Genomic DNA, 19,411 nt, shown 5'->3' with positions numbered 1-19,411 from the left:
CCGCGTGGGGCGGGTTTCTGCCCCGACCCCGGCACGCGGTCTCTCCGGTCTTAAGTGTCGCGCGCCATGACCGCGCGCCACCCTTGTGTGCGTCTGCCCTGTCGGGCCCGTGGCGCCCCCCGCCTGACGCGGGGGGCTGTCCTAAACTCTTTCGATGATCCGTTCCCCGAAGAGACCTTGCGGGCGGAACAACAGCACGATCAACGCCAGCACAAAGGCAAACCATGTCTCCGTGTTCCCGCCAAGAAGCGGCTGACCCCAATAGATCTCGAACAGCTTTTCGAGGATCCCGATCATCAATCCGCCGACAATCGCGCCGGTGATGCTCTCAAGCCCGCCCAGCATGAGCACCGGCAGCGCCTTGTAGGCGATCACTTCCAAAGCGAAGGAGACCCCGGCCCGCGCGCCCCAGGCAATGCCCGTGACCAGCGCGATGATCCCCGCGATGAACCACACGAGCACCCAGATCGTCTGAAGCGAGATCCCCACCGACAACGCCGCCTGATGGTCATCCCCCAGCGCCCGGATCGCCCGGCCCATCTGCGTGAAGTTGAGGAACGCCAGCAGTGCGGCGACCAGAAGCGTCGCGACAATCACCACCGTGATGTCGAGATGCTGCAGGATCAACAGACCGCCCCAAGGCTCCAGCACCGTGTCACCCGTCGGGATGCCAAGCTCGGCCGAAATCATCTGCTTGTTCTCGCCGCCGAAGATGATCTCCCCGAAGCCGATGAGGAACAGCGTGATCCCGATGGTTGCCATGAACAGGATGATGTCGGGCTGCCCCACCAGCGGGCGCAGAACCACCCGCTCGATCGTGACCGCAAGGATGAACATCACCCCCAGCGTCAGCGCCACCGCGATCCACGCCGGCACCCCGTAAGCATGCAACCCCACAAGCGTGAGGGCGGCAAACACCACCATGATGCCCTGCGCGAAGTTGAAGATCCGGCTCGACCGGAAGATCAGGACAAACCCCAGCGCAATCAGCGCATAGAGAATGCCCGAAACCAGCCCCTCCCAGAGCACCTGCAACAGGAAATCCGGTGCCTCGACCATGTCGATCCACGGATTGATGAAGATATCGGCTAACATGTCGCTCCCTCAATATGTCTGCGCGCTCTCAAGGCCCCGCGCGGATCCAACAGGGGGACACAGATCATGCGCATGGGTTGTGCATGGAATGTGCATGGGTTGTGCATCCCCGATTTGAGCCCGAAATCACTCATGCGGCACCCCGAGATAGGCGTCGATCACAGCCTGATCGGCGCGCACCTCCTGCGGCGTGCCGTCGCCGATCTTCTTGCCGTAATCCATCACGACAACCCGGTCCGAAAGGTCCATGACCACGCCCATATCGTGCTCGATCAAACAGATCGTCGTGCCGAATTCGTCATTCACATCAAGGATAAAGCGGCTCATGTCCTCTTTTTCCTCCACATTCATGCCCGCCATCGGCTCGTCCAGCAGAAGGATCGACGGCTCTGCCGCCAGCGCCCGCGCCAGCTCCACCCGCTTCTTCAACCCGTATGGCAAACGCCCCACGGGCGTCTTGCGGATGCGTTGAATCTCAAGAAAATCAATGACTTTCTCGACGATTTCACGGTTTTCCATTTCTTCCTGCTGGGCCTTCCCATACCAGAGCGCCTGGCTCAGGATCGACGACTTCATATGTGTCAGGCGCCCGGTCATGACGTTGTCGAGCACCGTCATCCCCTCGAACAGCGCGATGTTCTGGAAGGTCCGCGCCACGCCCATCCGCGCCACCTCGAACGGCTTCATCGGCGGGCGCTTTTCGCCCTTGTACCAGACCTCGCCGATGGTCGGTGTATAGAATCCCGAGATGATGTTGAGCATCGAGGATTTGCCGGCCCCGTTCGGACCGATGATAGCCCGAATCTCGCCTTCGTGGATATCAAAGGAGATATCCGAGATCGCCGTAACCCCCCCGAATTTAAGGGTAATGTTACGCATCTCCATGAGCGTGCCGCCAATCTGGCGCCCGTCCGCGGTCACGTATCCAGCGGTGTCCTTCATGCGCTCCGTCCTCGAGTCATCGTGCCTGAAAACGCCTCCCGGAGGACCGGGCGACCACCGTGCCGCGCGGTTGCAACCGGGCGCCCGGCCAAGTGAGTATTTGCCCCGCGTTTGCACGGCCTTAACCTTTTGATGGCAGGCTGGGTCTCACCCTTCGAAACAGGTGCGATTCCATGCCAGAGCCAACACCGTTCGATTTCCTCGTTGCCATCGCCCGCAAGCACCGCCTGCGTGGTCGAACCGTGTTCGAAACCGCGCGCGCCATGCTCCACGACCCGGCCATGCAGGCGGATCATGAGCGCGTCAAATCCGCCATCCGGAGCGTCTATGCGTTCTGATCCCTGACGTTGCGCGGCCGCTTGTCCGGGGCTTTGACGTTTGCTGTGGCCATGGGCCTGACGGTCGCTGAGGCCGTTGCCCTGAAACGGCGCATGGCGCGCCGCGCGCTTCCAACCAAGGTCATCGCGGGTCATTTGTGTCATTCCGCGGCCATCGGCTTGGCGTTGACCGGCACAACTTTCGCGTCACGGATCTGCAGCGTCGCGGAAATCTTGCCTTTGCGCCCGTCTTCATACGTGACCTCGGTCTCCGTATAGACGCTGTCGGACCCGTCATAGAGCGCGTTCACAAGATCCTCGAACTTCTCGCCGATTACCTTGCGGCGCACCTTGCGCGTCCGGGTCATCTCGCCATCATCCGCATCCAATTCCTTGTGCAATATCAAGAACCTGTGCACCTGGCATCCGGACAGCATCGGGTCCTCCGCAACGCTCACATTGACCTCCTCGATATGGCTCTGGATCGTTTCCAGCACCCGCGGGTGACCGGCCAGCTCCTGGTAGGAGGCATAGGCGATGTTGTTGCGCTCCGCCCAGTTGCCGACCGCCGTCAGGTCGATATTGATAAACGCGGTGCACCGATCCCGCCCCGCACCAAAGACAACGGCCTCAAGGATGTTGGGATAGAACTTGAGCTTGTTCTCCACGTATTTGGGCGCAAACATCGCGCCGGTCGCCATCTTCCCGACATCCTTGGCGCGGTCGATGATCCGTAGATGCCCGGAGCCTTCCTCGATGAAGCCCGCATCCCCCGTGGCGACCCAGCCTTCGGCGTCCTTGGTGTCGGCCGTGCTTTCGGCATTCTTGTAATACTCGACGAACACCCCCGGAGAGCGATAGAACACCTCGCCATTCTCCGCGATCTTCAACTCGACACCCGGCGCGGGCACGCCGACCGTATCCGAGCGCACTTCGCCATCGGGCTGCACGGTGATGAAGACCGACGCTTCCGTCTGCCCGTAGAGCTGCTTCAGGTTGATCCCCAAAGAGCGATAGAAATCAAAGATTTCCGGGCCAATCGCTTCACCGGCCGTGTAGCCGACGCGCACCTTGGAAAAGCCCATCGCGTTCTTCAACGGTCCGTAGACCAAGAACTCGCCCAGCCGGTATTTCATCCGGTCCCCAAAGCTGACCGCTTCGCCATCGAGGATCTTCGGACCGACCCGGCGCGCATGTTCCATAAAATGGTGGAACAGCTTTTGCTTGGTGGGCGAGGCGTCCTCCATCCGGATCATGATCTGCGTCAGCTGCGTCTCGAACACACGCGGCGGCGCAAAGTAATAGGTTGGCGCAATCTCGCGCAAATCGGTCATCAGCGTGTCGGCGCTTTCGGGACAATTGACGCAGAACCCGGTCCAGTACGCCTGCCCGATGGAAAAGATGAAATCGCCGACCCACGCCATCGGCAAATAAGCCAGAACCTCGTCGTCGCGGCGCAAATTGTCGAATTCCGACGCTGATTTCGCGCTCTCGATGATGTTGCGGTTCGACAGCACCACCCCTTTGGGCTTGCCCGTTGTCCCGGAGGTGTAAAGCATCACGCAGGTGTCGTCGTAGCTCGGGTTCGCCCGGCGGCGGCCAAGCTCACCGATCAGCTCGTCATGCGCCGCGCGCCCCTGCGCCTGAATATGGGAATACTGGTGCAGCTGCGTGTGGTCATATTTCCGCAGGCCGCGCGGATCGACATAGATCATGTGTTCGAACTGGTGCAGATCCTCCTGGATCTCGATGACCTTGTCGACCTGCTCCTGATCCGCGGCAATCACGAAGCGCGCGCCGCAATGACCCAGCACGTAGCGCATCTCCTCTGCAACCGCGTCCTGGTAGAGCGGCACGGGGATCGCGCCGACCATCTGCGCGGCGACCATGGACCAATAGAGCGACGGACGATTGCGACCGATCACGGCGATGTAATCGCCCTCGTTCACGCCGAGGTTGATAAGCCCAAGCGCCAGAGCCTCGATCTCTTCAGCGGTCTCGGCCCAGGTCCAGCTTTGCCAGATCCCGAACTCCTTTTCGCGATAGGCCGGGCTGTCGCCGAACTGTCGCGCGTTGCGCTCAAGCAATGCGGGAACGGAGCGCAGACCTTCTGCGCCATCAGACATGTGCACCAAATTTTCCTCCCCTGAGCCCGCCATCAAAGCCGACCCTGATCTCCGGTCCAAGGACCGGCCCCTGACCATGACCGCTTTTCGCGATTCTTGGCGTCATGTTGGCCAGTCCTGATCCTCGAGGTCAACTTTTACCTGAACTTTTCTAAAATCTTACGAATTGTAACGGCGCAGCGGATTGGCTTTGCGCGCGGCCGATCCGGTGCTACGCCCATACCACGAGGGAGGCGAACAGAGTGTCCAACACCGCGCTCATCCAGGCCGGTCTGAACCTGATCGGACAGGCTCTGACGATCTATGACAGCGACCTGCGGCTGGCCGCGTGCAACGCGCGCTTTGCCGAAATGTTCGACCTGCCCGAAGCCCTGACCACGCCCGGTTCCGCCTTCGAGGACACGATCCGGCATCTCGTCACACGGGGCGAATACGGGCAAGTCGACGATATCGAGGCCTTCATCCGGGCGCGGGTCGAAACCGCGCTGGCCTTCGAGCCGCATTACATGGAACGCACCCGCTCCAACGGCCGGGTGATCTCCGTCGAAGGCGCGCCGCTTGCGCAAGGCGGTTGGGTCACGGTCTACACCGACATCACCGGGATCAAGGCCCAGGAAAGCCTTCTGCGCACGCGCTCCGAACTGCTCTCGGAGCAAGTGCTCAAACGCTCCGAGGAGCTGGCCAGCACCAACCGCCAGCTTGCCGCGACCGTCGCCGCCCTCGAAGAGGCGCAACGCGAGCTGCGCGAGATCGAGGCCCGCACCCGCACCACCACGGAAATGATGCCCGCCCATATCGCGCGCGTCGATGCCGAAGGGCGCTACACCTTCTCCAACCGCAAGCTTGGCGCGGTCATGCCCGGTCGCCCGTCGCGGCTACTGGGCCGGCATATTGCCGAGGCGCTCGGTCCGGCATACGAGCGGGTGCGCCCCTATCTCGAACGCGCCATGGCCGGTGAGCAGAGCACGTTCGAATTCACCGATGACGTCTCATCCCGGCGTATCCGCGCCGTCTTCACTCCCGATCCGCTGGAGCCGGGCGTCTATATTCTCAGTCAGGATGTCACGCTGGAGACCCAGACGCGCGCCGCCTTGCAACAGACCCGGCGCCGGGAAATGGCGGCGCAGCTGACTTCCGGTCTTGCGCATGATTTCTCCAACCTCCTGACCATCATCCTCGGGATGCAATCGAAGCTGGCCAAGCTCAAACCAGGGCCGGAAGCAGAACCGCTCATCACCGCGACGCTACAGGCCGCCCGGCGTGGCGGCACATTGCTGGGGCGGATCGCCGACATCACCGGACAAAGGCACTGGCGCCCCGAACCGGTGCGGCTTTCGGCGCTGTTGAGCGATCTTCGCACGCTTGCGGTGCCCTCCCTGCCCGTCGGTATCACGCTGGAAACGCAGGATCTGACCAACGGGCCGCTGCTTCTCGATACCGGGCTGACGCAGGACAGCCTGCTCAATCTGATCCTGAATGCCCGCGACGCCTGTGTTTCCAAGGGGCAATCCGGTGCGGACGGCCCGGCTGGCCGCATCACCATCATGGCGCGCGAACTGCGCGAGACATGGCTTGAAATCACCGTGTGCGACACCGGCCCGGGGTTTTCCCGCGAAGGGCTGGCGCGCGGTCTGGATCCGTTCTTTACCACCAAGGGCGGCGAAGGCTCCGGGCTCGGGCTTGCGATGGTCTATGACATGACAAAGCTGGCCGGCGGCGAGGCAAGGCTCTCCAATACCGACAGCGGCGCCTGCGTAACGCTGCGCCTGCCGTTGCGCCGCGCCGACACGCTGCCCCGGACCGGGCTGGTGCTTCTGGTGGAAGACAGCGACGACCTGCGCGCCACTGTGCGCGAGATGCTGACTGGGATGGGGTATTCCGTGGTCGAGGCCTCGTCTGTCGCCGAAGCCTGCTTGCTGGCCGACGGGCTGCCCGACATTGCGCTTGTCCTGTCCGATATCTCGCTGGAAGGGGTCGAAACCGGTGTCGACCTTCTTGATCGGCTGCCGGACCTGCCGGTGCGCCTGATGACCTCGCTGCCCGAGGGCGATGCCTTGCTGGCAGAGGCGCGCGCACGGGTCCCGGTGCTGACCAAACCTTTCGATGCGGACGGGCTCGAAGCCTTTCTGGGGTTGACCACGGAGGCCGCCGCATGAGCGCGCTTGTCACCATTCTGGACGACGAACCGGCCATCCGTGAAATGCTGTCGGATGCGCTCACGGAAGCCGGCTTCCGGACCCTGTGTTTCGGGCGCGCCACCGAATTCGAGGCCGCGCTGCGCCGGGCCACGCCCGACGTATGCCTTGTGGATCTGGGCTTGCCTGACCGAGACGGGCTTGCGCTGGTGCATCGGCTGGCGCTGGAACAGGGCGCCACGATCATCATCATCTCCGGGCGCGCGCAGGTGCAGGACCGCGTCACCGGGCTCGAACTCGGGGCGGATGACTACATCATCAAACCGTTCGAACCCGCCGAGGTTGTGGCGCGCATCCGTGCACGGCTCCGCAGCCCGAAACGCGGGGCGACCAGCTCCGATACCGCGCGGTTCAACGGGTGGGTTGCCCATTTCGACCGCTATGCACTCGAAGATGAAAGCGGCACGGAAACGCCGTTCAGCCATGCCGAGGGCGAGGTCTTGCGGCTCTTTCTGGAAAGCCCGAAACGGCTGATCAGCCGGGTGCAGATGCAGGAAACGCTTGGCGGCGCGGCAGGCGAGAGCTTCGACCGGGCGATGGATGTGCGCATTTCGCGGCTGCGCACCAAGCTGCGCGAAGACCCAAAAAATCCGCGCCTGATCAAGACGATCTATGGCGCGGGCTACATCTTTCTGGGCGATGTGCACTGGGAGTGAGCGCCGGATCGAGCAGGTTGCCACTTTCGGCTGACCCGGCCACGTGCCCGCCGCGCACGGCGTGGTCCCGACGGACGCAAACCGTTGGGCGGACACATCCCCGCCGCCAATTTTCGCGGTGGCATCCGGCCCGCGAACCGACTACCGATGGGCCGCGCTGCGCGCGCAGAAGGCGCGGCCGCATCCGCCGCGCCGGTCACACGCCAGACAAGGGGGGAGCGACAATGCCACATCTATGGGTTCGCGCCGAGCAACGCGCGAATGAAAAGCGCGTCGGCCTCATGCCGAAAGGAGTCGCCGCGCTCAAGGCCGCAGGGATTGCGGTCACGGTCGAGCAAAGCCCAAGCCGGATCGTTCCCATCGACGCCTTCGCAGAGGCCGGAGCCACCATCGCGCCCGAAGGCAGCTGGGTCGAAGCGCCAAAGGATGCCTTCATCTTCGGGCTCAAGGAGTTGCCCGACAGCACCGATCCCCTGCCCCACCGCCACATCTTCTTTGGTCATGCCTTCAAGGGCCAGAGCCTCGGCCGACCGCTGCTGGCGCGGTTTGCTGCCGGGGGCGGCACGCTCTATGACCTCGAATACCTGACCGACGAAACGGGCCGCCGCGTCGCCGCGTTTGGCTATTGGGCCGGCTATGCAGGGGCGGCGGTGTCGCTTCTGGCATGGGCTGCGCAGCAACGCGGCACGCCTTGCGCCCCGGTCAGCACCTGGCCCGATGCCGCCGCGATGCGCGATGACGTGGCACGGGCCATGCGGGAGTCAGGCGCCCCAGCCCCGGACGCCTTGGTGATCGGCGCGCTGGGGCGTGTCGGCACGGGGGCGAGTGATTTCTGCAGCGCGATGGGTGTCGACGTCACACAGTGGGACATGGCCGAAACCGCCCATGGCGGGCCCTTCCCCGAAATCGCCGCGCATGGGCTTTTCTTCAACTGCATCCTCGCGCGGCCCGGCTGTCCGGTTTTTGTCCCGCCGGCCATGCGCGACGATCCCGGACGCGCCCTGCGCGTGATCGGCGATATCGCCTGCGATCCCGACAGCGATTACAACCCGATCCCGATTTACGATCGCGCCACCAGTTGGGAGGCTCCCGCAACACGCGTGGCCGATGCACCACCGCTGGACGTGATGGCAATCGACAACCTGCCTTCGCTCCTGCCGCTGGAAAGCTCGGAGGATTTCTCCGAACAACTGTTGCCACACCTCTTGACGCTGGGCGCGCCAGGCGATGGTGTCTGGGGGCGCGCGGAGGCAGAATTCCGCAAACATGTTCCGGAGGGCTGAGATGACTATTCATTGGTGCGGCACGGGCTTGTCTTCGGTTCCCGGACTGAAACGCCTGATCGCCGAAGGACAGGATGTCGTGGTCTGGAACCGTACCCGGTCCAAGGCCGAAGAGGCGGTGGGCGATGTGACCGACGCCATCCGCGTCTTCGACCCTGATGCGCTGGCCGGCGCGCTTGCGCCCGAAGATGTGATCGTGTCGATGCTCCCCGGGGACTGGCACGTGCCGCTGGCGGAGATGGCCTTCGCGGCGGGGGCGCATTTTGTCTCGTCGAGCTATATCCTGCCCGAGATGCGCGCGCTCGACAGCGCCGCCCGAGCCAAGGGGCTGCGCCTCGTCAACGAGGTCGGGCTCGATCCCGGCATCGATCACCTGATGGCGCATCACCTCGTCGCCGACTATCGCGCCGCCTCGGCCTATGACGCGGACAATGCGCTCAGCTTCATCTCTTATTGCGGCGGCGTGCCCAAGATTCCGAATGCGTTTCGCTACAAGTTTTCCTGGGCCCCCGTCGGCGTTCTGAAGGCGCTGCGCTCCACGTCACGCTCGATCCGGCATTTCGCGGAGCTGACGGTGAGCAAACCATGGGAGGCGCTCAGCCGCTATGACGCGCCGCTCGATCCGCCCGAGGCCTTCGAGGTCTACCCGAACCGGGACAGCCTGCCGTTCATGGAGGAATACGGTTTCGATCCGCGCTGGAAGGTCAAGAATTTCGTGCGTGGCACCCTGCGGCTGAATGGCTGGGCCGATGCGTGGTCGGGCATCTTTGCCGAGATGGACAGCGCCAGCGACGCGCGGTTGCAGGAAATCGCCGACCAGCTTTTGCAGGAAAACGCCTATGGCCCGGACGAGCCTGATCGGGTGGTGCTCTGCGTGTCCCTGAAAGCCGAGGCCGATGGGGCCGTGGTCTGGCACAAATCCTATGTCATGGATGCCTGGGGCGATGCCCGCGGCACCGCGATGGCGCGGCTGGTCTCGATCCCGGTATCGCTTGCGGTCGAGGCGATCCTGTCACGGGAGATTCCTGCGGGGGTGAGCGCCGCGCCCTCCGATCCGCGGCTGGTCGCGCGCTGGATGGGCGAGGTGGACCGTCTGGCCCAGCACCTCACAATCGTCGATCACGTCTGAAACGGGGCGGTCCTCGGGTCTGATCCCGGTGTCCGCCGATACCGGCCCCCGCGACACTCAGATGATTTCGTCCTCGTCAAACAGCGGCGCGGCCTCCAGCGGTGCCTCGAACCCTTCTGCGAGGGCTTCGGCGGTGCGCGGCTTTTCGGGGCGCGCGACATGGAACAGCGCGTCGCCCTCATTGACCACCGGCAGGTTGGTCCGGCCGATGAGGATACCGGCTTCGTCGGCGACAACATCCACGTCGGTTTCACCGAACGGATCGGACACCACGCCCAGAACCGCCCCCACCTCGACCCAATCCCCGCGCTTGCGCAGGGTGCGCAGCAGCCCCCCCGACGGTGCGCGCAGCCAATGGCTGTCCTCGCAAAGCACCGATGCCTGGCGCGCGCGCGGCACACCCCGGCCCGAAATCATGCCGAGATGGGCCATCACGCGCAGGATCCCCGCAACACCGGCGCGCGCGGCGAATTCGTCAAAGCGCAGTCCTTCGCCGGCTTCATAGAGCAGAACGTCAACGCCGGCCTTGTCGGCGGCCAACCGCAAGGAGCCGTCTCGCGTTCGTGACGTCAACGTCACCGGCGCGGCAAAGGCCTCCCCCAGCTCGCGCAACTTCGCGTCGCCCGGTGTCAGCCGGATCTGCGGCAGGTTGGTGCGCCCGGCTGCCGCCGAATGCAGGTCAATCCCCACGTCACAGCGAGAGACGATTTCGCGCATGAAAAGATGCGCCAGTCGCGCTGCGAGAGAGCCTTCCGCAAAACCCGGGAAGCAGCGATTGAGGTCGCGCCGGTCCGGCAGGTAGCGCGCATGGTTGAGAAACCCGAAGGCGTTGACGATCGGCACCGCGATCAGCGTGCCTGCCATTGAACGCAACGGTGCCGCACGCAAAAGGCGCCGCACGATCTCGACCCCGATCACCTCGTCGCCATGGATCGCCGCCGAGACAAACATCACCGGACCGGGGCGCCGCCCGTGCACCACATGGGCCGAGAGTGTGACGGGCGTGTGGTCGGACATCACCGATACCGGAAGGTCGACCCGAAGGCGGGTGCCCGGAGCGATGGTCTGATCTCCAAGGGTGAACGGCGGACGCATGACAGGGACACCTTGCGGGAAAACCGGCCCCTCACGAGGACCAAGGGCAGTTAGCCCGAACCTGCGCACGGGGCAAGCACCATTGCGCGCGGTCGGTGTCGCGGATGTGTCTGGCAGGCCGCCTGCGCGTTGCGCAACCGCCGATCATTCTGCGGGCTGTGCGCGAGACGCGGCTGCGCTCAGAACGGCGTCGTCGCGCGGAACCGCATATGCGCGCCGCCATCGGGATGGCGCAGGCGCAGCTCTTCGGCATGCAGCATCATGCGCGGGTAATCCGCCGCCGTGTCCGGCGCATAGAGCGGATCGCCAAGGATCGGATGACCCAGCGACACCATGTGCACCCGCAACTGATGGCTGCGCCCGGTCTTGGGGAAGAGCCGCACACGCGTTTCCGCGTCGCTGGATTTCAGCACCTTCCAGCCCGTGAGCGCGGCTTTGCCTGTCTCGTGGCAGACCTTCTGGAGCGGTCGGTTCGGCCAGTCCACGATCAGCGGCAGATCCACCTCCCCCGAAGCGGGCTCCAGCCTGCCTGCGAGCCGGGCGACATAGATCTTCTTGGTCTGACGCTTCTCGAATTGCAGCCCGAGATGGCGTTGGGCGTGGTGGGTCAGTGCAAAGATCATGACGCCGGACGTGTCGCGGTCGAGCCGGTGCACAAGCCGGACCTCCGGATAGAGCGCGTGCAGCCGTGCGATCAGGCAATCCGCAAGGGCCGGGCCCTTGCCCGGCACGGATAACAGCCCGGCGGGCTTGTCGACCACCAGCAGTTCGTGATCGGCATGCAGTATCGGGATCGGATCGGCGGGCGGATTGTAATCGGGTGTCATGCCGCTCTGTGGCACGGGGGGCGGCCTGCTGCAAGGCGCGCCCCCCGGGTCGGGCGGATGGGGGCGCTGCCCCCAAACCCCCGGGATATTTCTGGCCCAAAGAAACAGGGCGCGCGCGCGGAGGGGCGGCGTGGCTCAGGCGCGCATGCGCTCTGATTTGGGATCGTAGAGCGGTTTGAGCGATGCGGTGGCCGCAACCCGGCTGCCCGCGACGTCGATCTCGAACCGGGAGGCCAGAAGCGCGTCGGGTTTTTCGCCCGGACAGGGCACGTAGCCGAGGCCCACGGCGGCGCCGAGATGGTGGCCGTAGGCGCCCGATGTCAGGTGCCCGACGATCTCCCCGTCGCGCAGGATCGGCTCGTTGTGATAGAGCAGCGGTTCGGGGTCGCTGAGCAGGAACTGCACCATGCGGCGCTCAAGCCCCGACTCGCGTTTGCGCAGCACCGCGTCGCGGCCGATGAAATCGGGCTTGTTGGTGCGCACCGCGAACCCGAGCCCCGCTTCGAGCACGTGATCTTCGCAGGTGATGTCATGGCCGAAATGGCGGAAGGCTTTCTCCGCCCGGCAATTGTCCATCATGTGCAGACCGCAGAGTTTCAGCCCATGATCGGCCCCCGCCTCCATGATCGTATCGAAGACATGCAGCGCCATATCGGCACTCACATACACCTCCCAGCCCAGTTCGCCCACATAGGACACCCGGTGCAGGCGCGCTTCGCCCTGCCCGAGATGCACCTGGCGCGCCATGCCGAAGGGCAGCGCTTCATTGGAGATGTCGGCATCGATCACGGCGGACATGAGATCGCGCGCCTTTGGTCCCATCACCGCCAGCACCGCTTCGGCGGCAGTCACATCGGAGATCACCACATGGCGGTCACTCAGATGCCGCCGCATCCAGGCCTCGTCGGCCACGCGGGTCGCCGCCGGAGTAACCACGAGATAGGCGGTCTCCGACAGGCGCGTGACGGTGACATCCGCCTCGATGCCGCCGCGGCTGTTGAGAAACTGGGTGTAGACGATCCGGCCCACCGGGACCGACAGATCGCCGCCGCAGACATGGTTCAGGAAGCTTTCCGCGTCGCGCCCCTCGACGCGCAGCTTGCCAAAGCTCGACATGTCATACATGCCGACACCGGTGCGGATCGCGGCATGTTCGCGGGCGGCGTTGTCGAACCAGTTCTGGCGCCCCCAGCTGTACTCGTAAGCGGCGGTCTGGCCCTTGTCGGCAAACCAGTTGGCGCGCTCCCAGCCGGCAAATTCGCCAAAGACCGCGCCGCGCTCCGCCAGCCGGTCATGCAGCGGCGAGCGCCGGATGCCGCGCGCGGTGTCCTTCTGGCGGTAGGGGAAGTGGTCTGCGTAGAGCAGCCCGAGGCTTTCGGAGACCCGCGCGGCAAGGTAGCTGCGGTTGCTCTGGAAGCCCTGCGCGCGGGCGATGTCCACGTCGCCGAGGTCAAACGGCTTGTCGCCATCCTCCATCCATTGCGCCAGCGCCATGCCCGCGCCGCCCGCCGACTGGATGCCGATGGAATTGAACCCCGCCGCGACCCAGATATTCTCCGACCCCGGGCACAGCCCCATGTAATAGGCATTGTCCGGCGTGAAGCTTTCGGGACCGTTGAAGAAGGTGTGAATGCCCGCCTCTCCGAGCATCGGCATGCGGTTGACCGCCTGTTCGAGGATCGGCTCGAAATGGTCGAAATCCTCCGGCAGCTGGTCGAACTCGAAGTCTTTCGGGATGCCGTCCAGCGCCCAGGGCTTGGCCCCCGGCTCGAAGGCGCCGAGCATCATCTTGCCTGCGTCTTCCTTGTAATAGGCGCATTCATCGGGCACCCGCAGCACCGGCAGAGAACTCAGCCCTTCGATCGGTTCGGACACAATATAGAAATGCTCGCAGGCCTGAAGCGGCACGATGGTGCCCAGCATCGCGCCAACCTCACGGCCCCACATCCCTGCGCAATTGACCACGTGGTCACAGGTGATCATGCCGGTCTCGCCGCTCTCGGTCTCCCACGCGACGGTGCTGACACGGGTGCCTTCGCGCTGCACGCCTGTAACCTTGGTGCCTTCGGCCACCACCGCGCCGCGCATCCGCGCGCCTTTTGCCATGGCCAGCGCGATATTGCCGGGATCGCCCTGGCCGTCTTTCGGCAGCCAGACGCCGCCCAGGACGTTTTCGGTGTTGAGATGCGGATAGCGGTCGGCCACCTCCGCCGTGGTGATTTCCTCGATCTCGACCCCGAAGGCGCGGGCCATGGCGGCCTGGCGGCGCAGCTCTTCGTGCCGCTCGGCGGTCAGCGCGACGGTGATCGAGCCCACCCGTTTGAAGCCGGTGGCAAGGCCGGTCTCACCCTCCAGCGTTCCGTAGAGTTCCTGGCTGTACTTGGCGAGCCGGGTCATGTTGGCAGAGGCGCGCAGCTGGGCAATCAGACCTGCCGCGTGCCAGGTGGTGCCGGAGGTGAGGCGCTTGCGTTCGAGCAGAACCACGTCGCGCCAGCCGAGCCTGGTCAGGTGGTATGCCACCGAGCATCCGATGACGCCGCCGCCAATGATCACGGCGCGGGCATGCGAGGGAAGAGCGGTCATGGCTTTGTCCTTTTGGTCTGGCCGGGCCGGGGCGCTGCCCCGTCCGCGCAGAATGCGCGGACTCGCCGGGATATTTGGGGCCCAAAGAAGGCCGGAAGGTCACACGCGTGTATGGCCGGCCGCCCGGAGGCGGTCGGTGATGGCAGCGATATGGGCAGGACCGACTTCGCAGCAGCCGCCCACAATGGTGGCACCCGCGTCGATCCAGCCCATCACATGGGTGGCATAGGCCTCGGGGCCGAGATCCTGTCGTGCGCTCAGCGCGTCGACGGTGGGCGCGGTCTTGAGAAAGTCCGGTGCGATCCCGGTGAATCCGTTGGCATAGGCTCCGAAGGGCAGAGCGCCGCGCGCGAGAACAGGGAGCGCATCCGCGATAGCCTCGGGCATGGAGCAATTGACCAGAAGTGCCGCTGCGCCGCCGTTGTCGGCGAGCGGCAGAACCTCGGCCACCGGCTCACCGGAGCGCAGGCACGTGCCGTCGTGATCATTGACCGTGATGGAGAGCCAGACCGGTTTGCCCCCGGCGCGCGCACCTGCGAGAATCGCTTCGGCATGGGTGAGGGACGCCACGGTTTCGCAGATCAGCAGGTCGCATCCCGGCGCGATCAGCGTGGCGATCTCTGCATAAGCCGGGATCGCTTCGGCCACCGGCGGGTGCAGATCGGGGCGATAGGTGGCCGCGAGCGGGCCGATCGCGCCCGCGATGCGGCCAGAACCGTGCGCGGCCCGCGCGGCCCGTGCCTCGGACAGCGCGGCGGCAAGCAACGGTTCGAACTGGTCCTCGATGTCTTCCATCTGCAGGCGGTCGCGCAGGATCGCATAAGTGTTGGTGGTGGCAATCGTTGCCCCGGCCGAGAAGAAATCACGATGCACGGTCTCCACGAGACCGGGGTTGTCGATCATCACTCGGGTTGACCAGAGCGCGGTGGGCCCCTTGGCCGAGCGGCGGACCAGCTCCTGGCCCAGGCCACCGTCGAGCACCGTAATCGCCGTCATGAAACGCGTCCTCCTTCAGGCGGCTGGCCCATGGCGCCCCCTTGGCGCCCACGGGCCCGGCCGCGGCACGGCTCACGCCCGCAGACGGGCGTTTTCGGGATCCCAGAGCGGCCTGTCGGGCTGCACCGTCGCGCGGCACCGATGGCCGAAAATGTCCACCTCAAGCTCCGTGCCCGGCTCCGCGAGATCGGCGCGCACCATGCCGAGCGCGATCGACCGGTCGATCCGGTAGCCCCAGCCGCCAGACGTGACCTCGCCGACGACCGCGTCCCCGTGGCTGAGCGTCGCCATATAAGGCGCGTCGCAGCCATTGGCCTCCACGGTCATGGTCACGAAGCGCTTCGACACGCCGCGCTGTTTTTCGGCAAGAAGGGCCGCCTTGCCGGGGAAATCCTGCGGCTTGTCAAAGCGGATAAACCGCTCCAGCCCGCCTTCGAGCAGCGAGTAGTCGGTGGACAGATCACCCTTCCACGCCCGATAGCCCTTTTCGAGCCGCAGGGCGTTCAGCGCATACATGCCAAAGGGGGTCGCGCCGGCATCCAGCACAGCCGCATAGATCGCGGGCATATCGGCGTTTTCCGCGTGGATCTCCCACCCCAGCTCGCCGGCGAAGGACACCCGCAGAAGGGCCGCCCAGCCACCGGCGATCTCGGTTTCCTGAAAGCTCAGCCATGGTAGGCTGAGATCCGCCGCGCAGAGCCCGCCCAGAAGGTCGCGCGATTTCGGCCCGGTCACGATTAGCGTGGACATCCGGTGGGTCCAGTCCTCGATCGCGAACTGTGCATCCGTGGGCATATGGCTTTCCAGCCATTCGCGGTCATGCCATTGCGCGCTGGCGGCAGTGACCAGCACGAAACGGTCTTCGTCCTCGCGGGTCACCGACATCTCGGTGACAATGCGCCCGCGGTCATCGGCGAAATAGACCAGACCCACGCGCCCGATCTTGGGCAAGGCGCCCGCCACGAGCCCGCGCAGCCACGCATCAGCACCCGGCCCCTGCACCTTGAAGCGCGAGAACCCCGGCAGATCGAGCACCCCGACCCCGTCGCGCACGGCAAGACATTCGGCGCGCACGCGCGGCTCCCACGGGCCGTCGCGCATCCATGTCTCCGTGGCTGCTTCGGACGTGTCGTCACCGGGCTTGGCGAACCAGTTCGCCCGCTCCCAGCCGTTATAGGCCCCCATCTGGCCGCCCATTTCCACCACGCGGTCATGCACCGGCGACAGCTTCTTGTTGCGTGCCGCGGGCCATTCGTGATGCGGGAAATGCATCGCGTATTCGTGTCCGTAAACCTCCATCGCCTTGTCCCGGCAATAGTCGAAGTCGGTGTAATCGGTGTAGCGGCGCGGATCGACCGCCCACATGTCCCACTCGGTGCAGCCCTCGGTCACCCATTCGGCGAGCACCTTGCCGGCACCGCCTGCCTGCGTGATGCCGAAGGTAAAGACGCAGGCCTCGAACGCGTTCTTGACGCCCGGCATCGGGCCGATGAGCGGCAATCCGTCCGGCGCGTAAGGAATGGGGCCGTTGATCACGCGCCCCACGCCCGACATGCCCAGAAGCGGCACGCGCGCCATGGCGTCCTCGATATACCATTCGAGCCGGTCGAGATCGTCGGGATAAAGCTGGAAACTGAAATCCTCCGGCATCGGATCGTCCGGCGTCACCCAATGTGCCTTGCAGTTGCGCTCGTAGGGGCCGAGATTCATGCCCATCTTTTCCTGACGCAGATAGTAGCTGCTGTCGACATCGCGCAGGAGCGGCAGCTTGCCGTTGTCTTTCGACCATGCCTCAAGTGCTGCCACAGGCTCGGTCAGGAAGAACTGGTGGCTCATCACGGCCATCGGCACGGTGCGCCCGCCATAGGGCTTGAACCATTCGCCGACGCGCTGCGCGTAGTAGCCTGCGGCATTCACCACCTTTTCACAGCGGATATCGCCCTTTTCGGTGTGCACGATCCAGTCGTCCCCGTCGCGGCTCACACCGGTCGCAGGGCAGAAGCGCTCGATTTTCGCGCCCGCCATGCGTGCGCCCTTGGCCAGTGCCTGGGTGAGTTGCGCCGGGTCGATATCGCCGTCTTCCGGGTCCCACAAGCCGCCCGCAAGGTCGTGGGTTTCCATGAAGGGATAGCGGTCCTTCATGTCCGACACGTCCATGATCTCGAGTTGGAGCCCTTGGTAGCGGCCCATGGAGCGCGCGTTCTCGAACTCCATCATCCGCTCTTTGGAATGCGCCAGACGGATCGACCCGGTGACGTGGTAATTCATCGGGTAATCCACCTCGTCGGCCAGCGTGCGATACAGCGACAACGAATAGCGCTGCATGTTCATCACGGCCCAGGAGTTGGAGAAGTTGGGACAATTGCCCGCCGCGTGCCATGTCGACCCGGCGGTCAGCTCGTTCTTTTCGAGCAGCACCACATCCCAGCCCGCCTTGGCGATGTGATAGGCACAGGAGGCACCGACGGCGCCGCCCCCGATGATGACAACACGGGCTTGGGTCGGAAAATCGGACATGGCGTAGAACTCCCTGTTCAGTCCAAAGCGATGCGGATGGCAAGACCGCCGAATACGAGGGCCGAAACCCGGCCCATCCACCCCGAGGCCCGCGTCATACGCGCTGCCGCAAGCCCGGCACAGGCCCCGATCGCGCTGACCGTGACCAACCCGCCGAAGGTGAGGATGACACCAAGAATGAGGATCTGCTGCCAGACCGGCCCGAGGGCGGGGTCGGTGAATTGCGGCAGGAAGGCCAGCACGAAAAGCGCGACCTTGGGGTTGAGGATATTGGTCAGAAACCCGCGCCGAAACGCCCGGCCCATCTCGGCCCGGCCGCTCCGGCCGGGCTCGAAGGGTCCGGCGCGCCAGGCCTGAACCGCCAGCCACGCGAGATACGCCGCCCCGGCATAGCGGATGGCGTCATAGGCCACCGGATAGGTCAGCAGCAGCACCGCAAGCCCCGCTGCCGCGATCAGCACATGCGTGAACACGCCAAGCGACACGCCCGCGGCCGCCGCGACCCCGGCCCGCGCCCCGCCGCGCAAGCCGCTGGCAATGGTGAACATCATGTCCGCGCCCGGCGTCAGATACAGCACCACAGCGGCACCCATGAAGGTCACGTAGGTCCAGAGCGGAATGGCAAGCGCGGTGTCGATCATCGCTGCGGCACCTCGCCCGGGATCTGGTAATAATCGCCCTTCTCCGCCGTGAAGATGTGCTTTTCGAGGCGCAGCCCCGTGGGTTGCTCCAAAGCCCCCAGCGAAAAACTCAGCGTGTCTTCCGCATGGGCTTTCCAGAACAGGAACGCGCCACAGATGGGGCAGATCCCCCGTTTCGCACTCTGCGAGAGCGCGACCCATTTGACCGGCCCGCGCATCTGCAGATCCGCCTGCGGCACATAGGACGAAGACCACGCAAACCCGCTCATCTTACGGCACTGCGTGCAGTGACAGACCGAAGCCCCTGCGGGCGCGCCGGTCACCGTGAAGGAAATCGCGCCACAGGCGCAGCGTCCGGTCAAAGCCTGCATGTCATCCCCCGCTGCGCGGCACGGCCGTCGCCCCAAGCGCCAGCCCATACAGGATGAAACACCCCGCCAGAACGCGCCGGATCACCGTGTTGGCAATTGCGGACAAGGCCGCCCGGCCGAGGCCCACGCCAAGCGCCGTGTAGCCGCAATAGCTCAGCGCCGTCAGCGTGAGCGCGGTCGGCATGATCACCCCCATCTGCGCGCCGATCGGCACGGTCGGATCGACGAATTGCGAAAACGCCGCGAGATAGCCTGCGACGGATTTCGGGTTGATCGTGGCGATGGCCAGCGCCCGGCCATAGATCTGCGCCGGTCCCGATACCGCGGCTTGTCCCGCTGCGAGCGGGCGGCTGGCACGGACCCAGCCTCGAACCCCAAGCCAGATCAGCAACCCCGCGCCGAGGATCTTGGCACCCAGAAACGCCACTGGCGACGCGGCGATCAGCGCCGTGACCCCCGCCGCCGAAAGCAGCAGGAAGGCCGTCGCCTGGGTCAGGATCCCCGCCACGCCCCAAAGCGACCGGGCAAACCCGAGCGCCATGCCGTTCTGGATGCAATTGACCGCGTTCGGGCCGGGGGTCGTGACAAACAACACCCAGAACACCGCAAAGACAGTCCAAGCGTCCCATCCCACGCGC

The 19,411-nt window shown here is 65.0% G+C and carries 16 protein-coding genes; 5 read left to right on the top strand and 11 right to left on the bottom strand.

Translation table 11 applies throughout. From position 1 onward, the window contains the following. Nucleotides 1-141: 141 nt before the first annotated feature. Entirely contained in the window at nucleotides 142-1,095 is a 954-nt protein-coding gene (locus J1C49_RS05855; protein WP_227444878.1) for a branched-chain amino acid ABC transporter permease, read from the bottom strand. Between the two features lie 126 nt (nucleotides 1,096-1,221). After that, on the bottom strand, nucleotides 1,222-2,037 hold the full coding sequence (locus J1C49_RS05850; RefSeq protein WP_227444877.1) for an ABC transporter ATP-binding protein: 816 nt from the start codon (nucleotides 2,035-2,037) through the stop codon (nucleotides 1,222-1,224). 173 nt (nucleotides 2,038-2,210) lie between these two features. Here J1C49_RS05850 and J1C49_RS05845 point away from each other — a divergent pair, with 173 nt between their 5' ends. Next, nucleotides 2,211-2,375: a hypothetical protein gene (locus J1C49_RS05845; protein WP_227444876.1), complete on the top strand. Its 165-nt coding sequence runs from the start codon at nucleotides 2,211-2,213 to the stop codon at nucleotides 2,373-2,375. Between the two features lie 140 nt (nucleotides 2,376-2,515). On the opposite strand, the gene J1C49_RS05840 is transcribed toward J1C49_RS05845, so the two are convergent. Next, nucleotides 2,516-4,480: an AMP-binding protein gene (locus J1C49_RS05840; RefSeq protein ID WP_227444875.1), complete on the bottom strand. Its 1,965-nt coding sequence runs from the start codon at nucleotides 4,478-4,480 to the stop codon at nucleotides 2,516-2,518. Between the two features lie 242 nt (nucleotides 4,481-4,722). Between J1C49_RS05840 and J1C49_RS05835 the strand changes: the two genes are divergently transcribed. The 4 genes from J1C49_RS05835 to J1C49_RS05820 all read left to right on the top strand — a co-directional run bounded on the left by J1C49_RS05835 (nucleotide 4,723) and on the right by J1C49_RS05820 (nucleotide 9,743). Next, nucleotides 4,723-6,636 carry a PAS-domain containing protein gene (locus J1C49_RS05835; RefSeq protein ID WP_227444874.1) on the top strand — a complete coding sequence of 638 codons (1,914 nt, stop codon included), beginning with the start codon at nucleotides 4,723-4,725 and terminating at the stop codon, nucleotides 6,634-6,636. Further along, the gene (locus J1C49_RS05830; protein ID WP_227444873.1) at nucleotides 6,633-7,331 is read left to right on the top strand and encodes a response regulator transcription factor; all 699 of its coding nucleotides are present in this window, start codon (nucleotides 6,633-6,635) and stop codon (nucleotides 7,329-7,331) included. The genes J1C49_RS05835 and J1C49_RS05830 overlap by 4 nt, the downstream gene beginning before the upstream one ends. A gap of 224 nt (nucleotides 7,332-7,555) precedes the next feature. Continuing rightward, nucleotides 7,556-8,614, top strand: a complete 1,059-nt coding sequence (locus tag J1C49_RS05825; protein WP_227444872.1) for a saccharopine dehydrogenase — start codon at nucleotides 7,556-7,558, stop codon at nucleotides 8,612-8,614. A 1-nt stretch (nucleotide 8,615) separates the two neighbouring features. Next, a complete protein-coding gene (locus tag J1C49_RS05820; protein WP_227444871.1) occupies nucleotides 8,616-9,743 on the top strand; it encodes a saccharopine dehydrogenase C-terminal domain-containing protein in 1,128 nt (375 codons plus the stop codon). Nucleotides 9,744-9,800: 57 nt separating this feature from the next. Here the strand turns inward: J1C49_RS05820 and J1C49_RS05815 are convergent, their stop codons facing one another. The 8 genes from J1C49_RS05815 to J1C49_RS05780 all read right to left on the bottom strand — a co-directional run bounded on the left by J1C49_RS05815 (nucleotide 9,801) and on the right by J1C49_RS05780 (nucleotide 19,407). After that, nucleotides 9,801-10,838, bottom strand: a complete 1,038-nt coding sequence (locus tag J1C49_RS05815; RefSeq protein WP_227444870.1) for a succinylglutamate desuccinylase/aspartoacylase family protein — start codon at nucleotides 10,836-10,838, stop codon at nucleotides 9,801-9,803. 179 nt (nucleotides 10,839-11,017) lie between these two features. Continuing rightward, the gene (locus J1C49_RS05810) at nucleotides 11,018-11,665 is read right to left on the bottom strand and encodes an RluA family pseudouridine synthase (protein ID WP_227444869.1); all 648 of its coding nucleotides are present in this window, start codon (nucleotides 11,663-11,665) and stop codon (nucleotides 11,018-11,020) included. 135 nt (nucleotides 11,666-11,800) lie between these two features. Then, nucleotides 11,801-14,248 (bottom strand): FAD-dependent oxidoreductase, encoded by a 2,448-nt coding sequence (locus J1C49_RS05805; RefSeq protein WP_227444868.1) that lies wholly within the window; start codon nucleotides 14,246-14,248, stop codon nucleotides 11,801-11,803. Between the two features lie 99 nt (nucleotides 14,249-14,347). Next, a complete protein-coding gene (locus J1C49_RS05800; protein WP_227444867.1) occupies nucleotides 14,348-15,244 on the bottom strand; it encodes a homocysteine S-methyltransferase family protein in 897 nt (298 codons plus the stop codon). Nucleotides 15,245-15,316: 72 nt separating this feature from the next. Beyond that, nucleotides 15,317-17,761 carry an FAD-dependent oxidoreductase gene (locus J1C49_RS05795; protein WP_227444866.1) on the bottom strand — a complete coding sequence of 815 codons (2,445 nt, stop codon included), beginning with the start codon at nucleotides 17,759-17,761 and terminating at the stop codon, nucleotides 15,317-15,319. 17 nt (nucleotides 17,762-17,778) lie between these two features. After that, the gene (locus J1C49_RS05790; protein WP_227444865.1) at nucleotides 17,779-18,402 is read right to left on the bottom strand and encodes a LysE family translocator; all 624 of its coding nucleotides are present in this window, start codon (nucleotides 18,400-18,402) and stop codon (nucleotides 17,779-17,781) included. Further along, a complete protein-coding gene (locus J1C49_RS05785) occupies nucleotides 18,399-18,773 on the bottom strand; it encodes a GFA family protein (protein WP_227444864.1) in 375 nt (124 codons plus the stop codon). Before J1C49_RS05785 ends, J1C49_RS05790 begins: the two co-directional genes overlap by 4 nt. Nucleotide 18,774: 1 nt before the next feature. Next, nucleotides 18,775-19,407, bottom strand: coding sequence for a LysE family translocator (locus tag J1C49_RS05780; protein ID WP_227444863.1), 633 nt, complete (start codon nucleotides 19,405-19,407; stop codon nucleotides 18,775-18,777). Nucleotides 19,408-19,411: the final 4 nt, after the last annotated feature.

Origin of the sequence: Cognatishimia sp. F0-27, from assembly GCF_020667845.1 — a bacterium.
Lineage (GTDB): Bacteria > Pseudomonadota > Alphaproteobacteria > Rhodobacterales > Rhodobacteraceae > JAFMPQ01.
The sequence above is the reverse complement of the archived record's forward strand: the minus strand, read 5'-3'. Positions and strand labels throughout refer to the sequence as shown.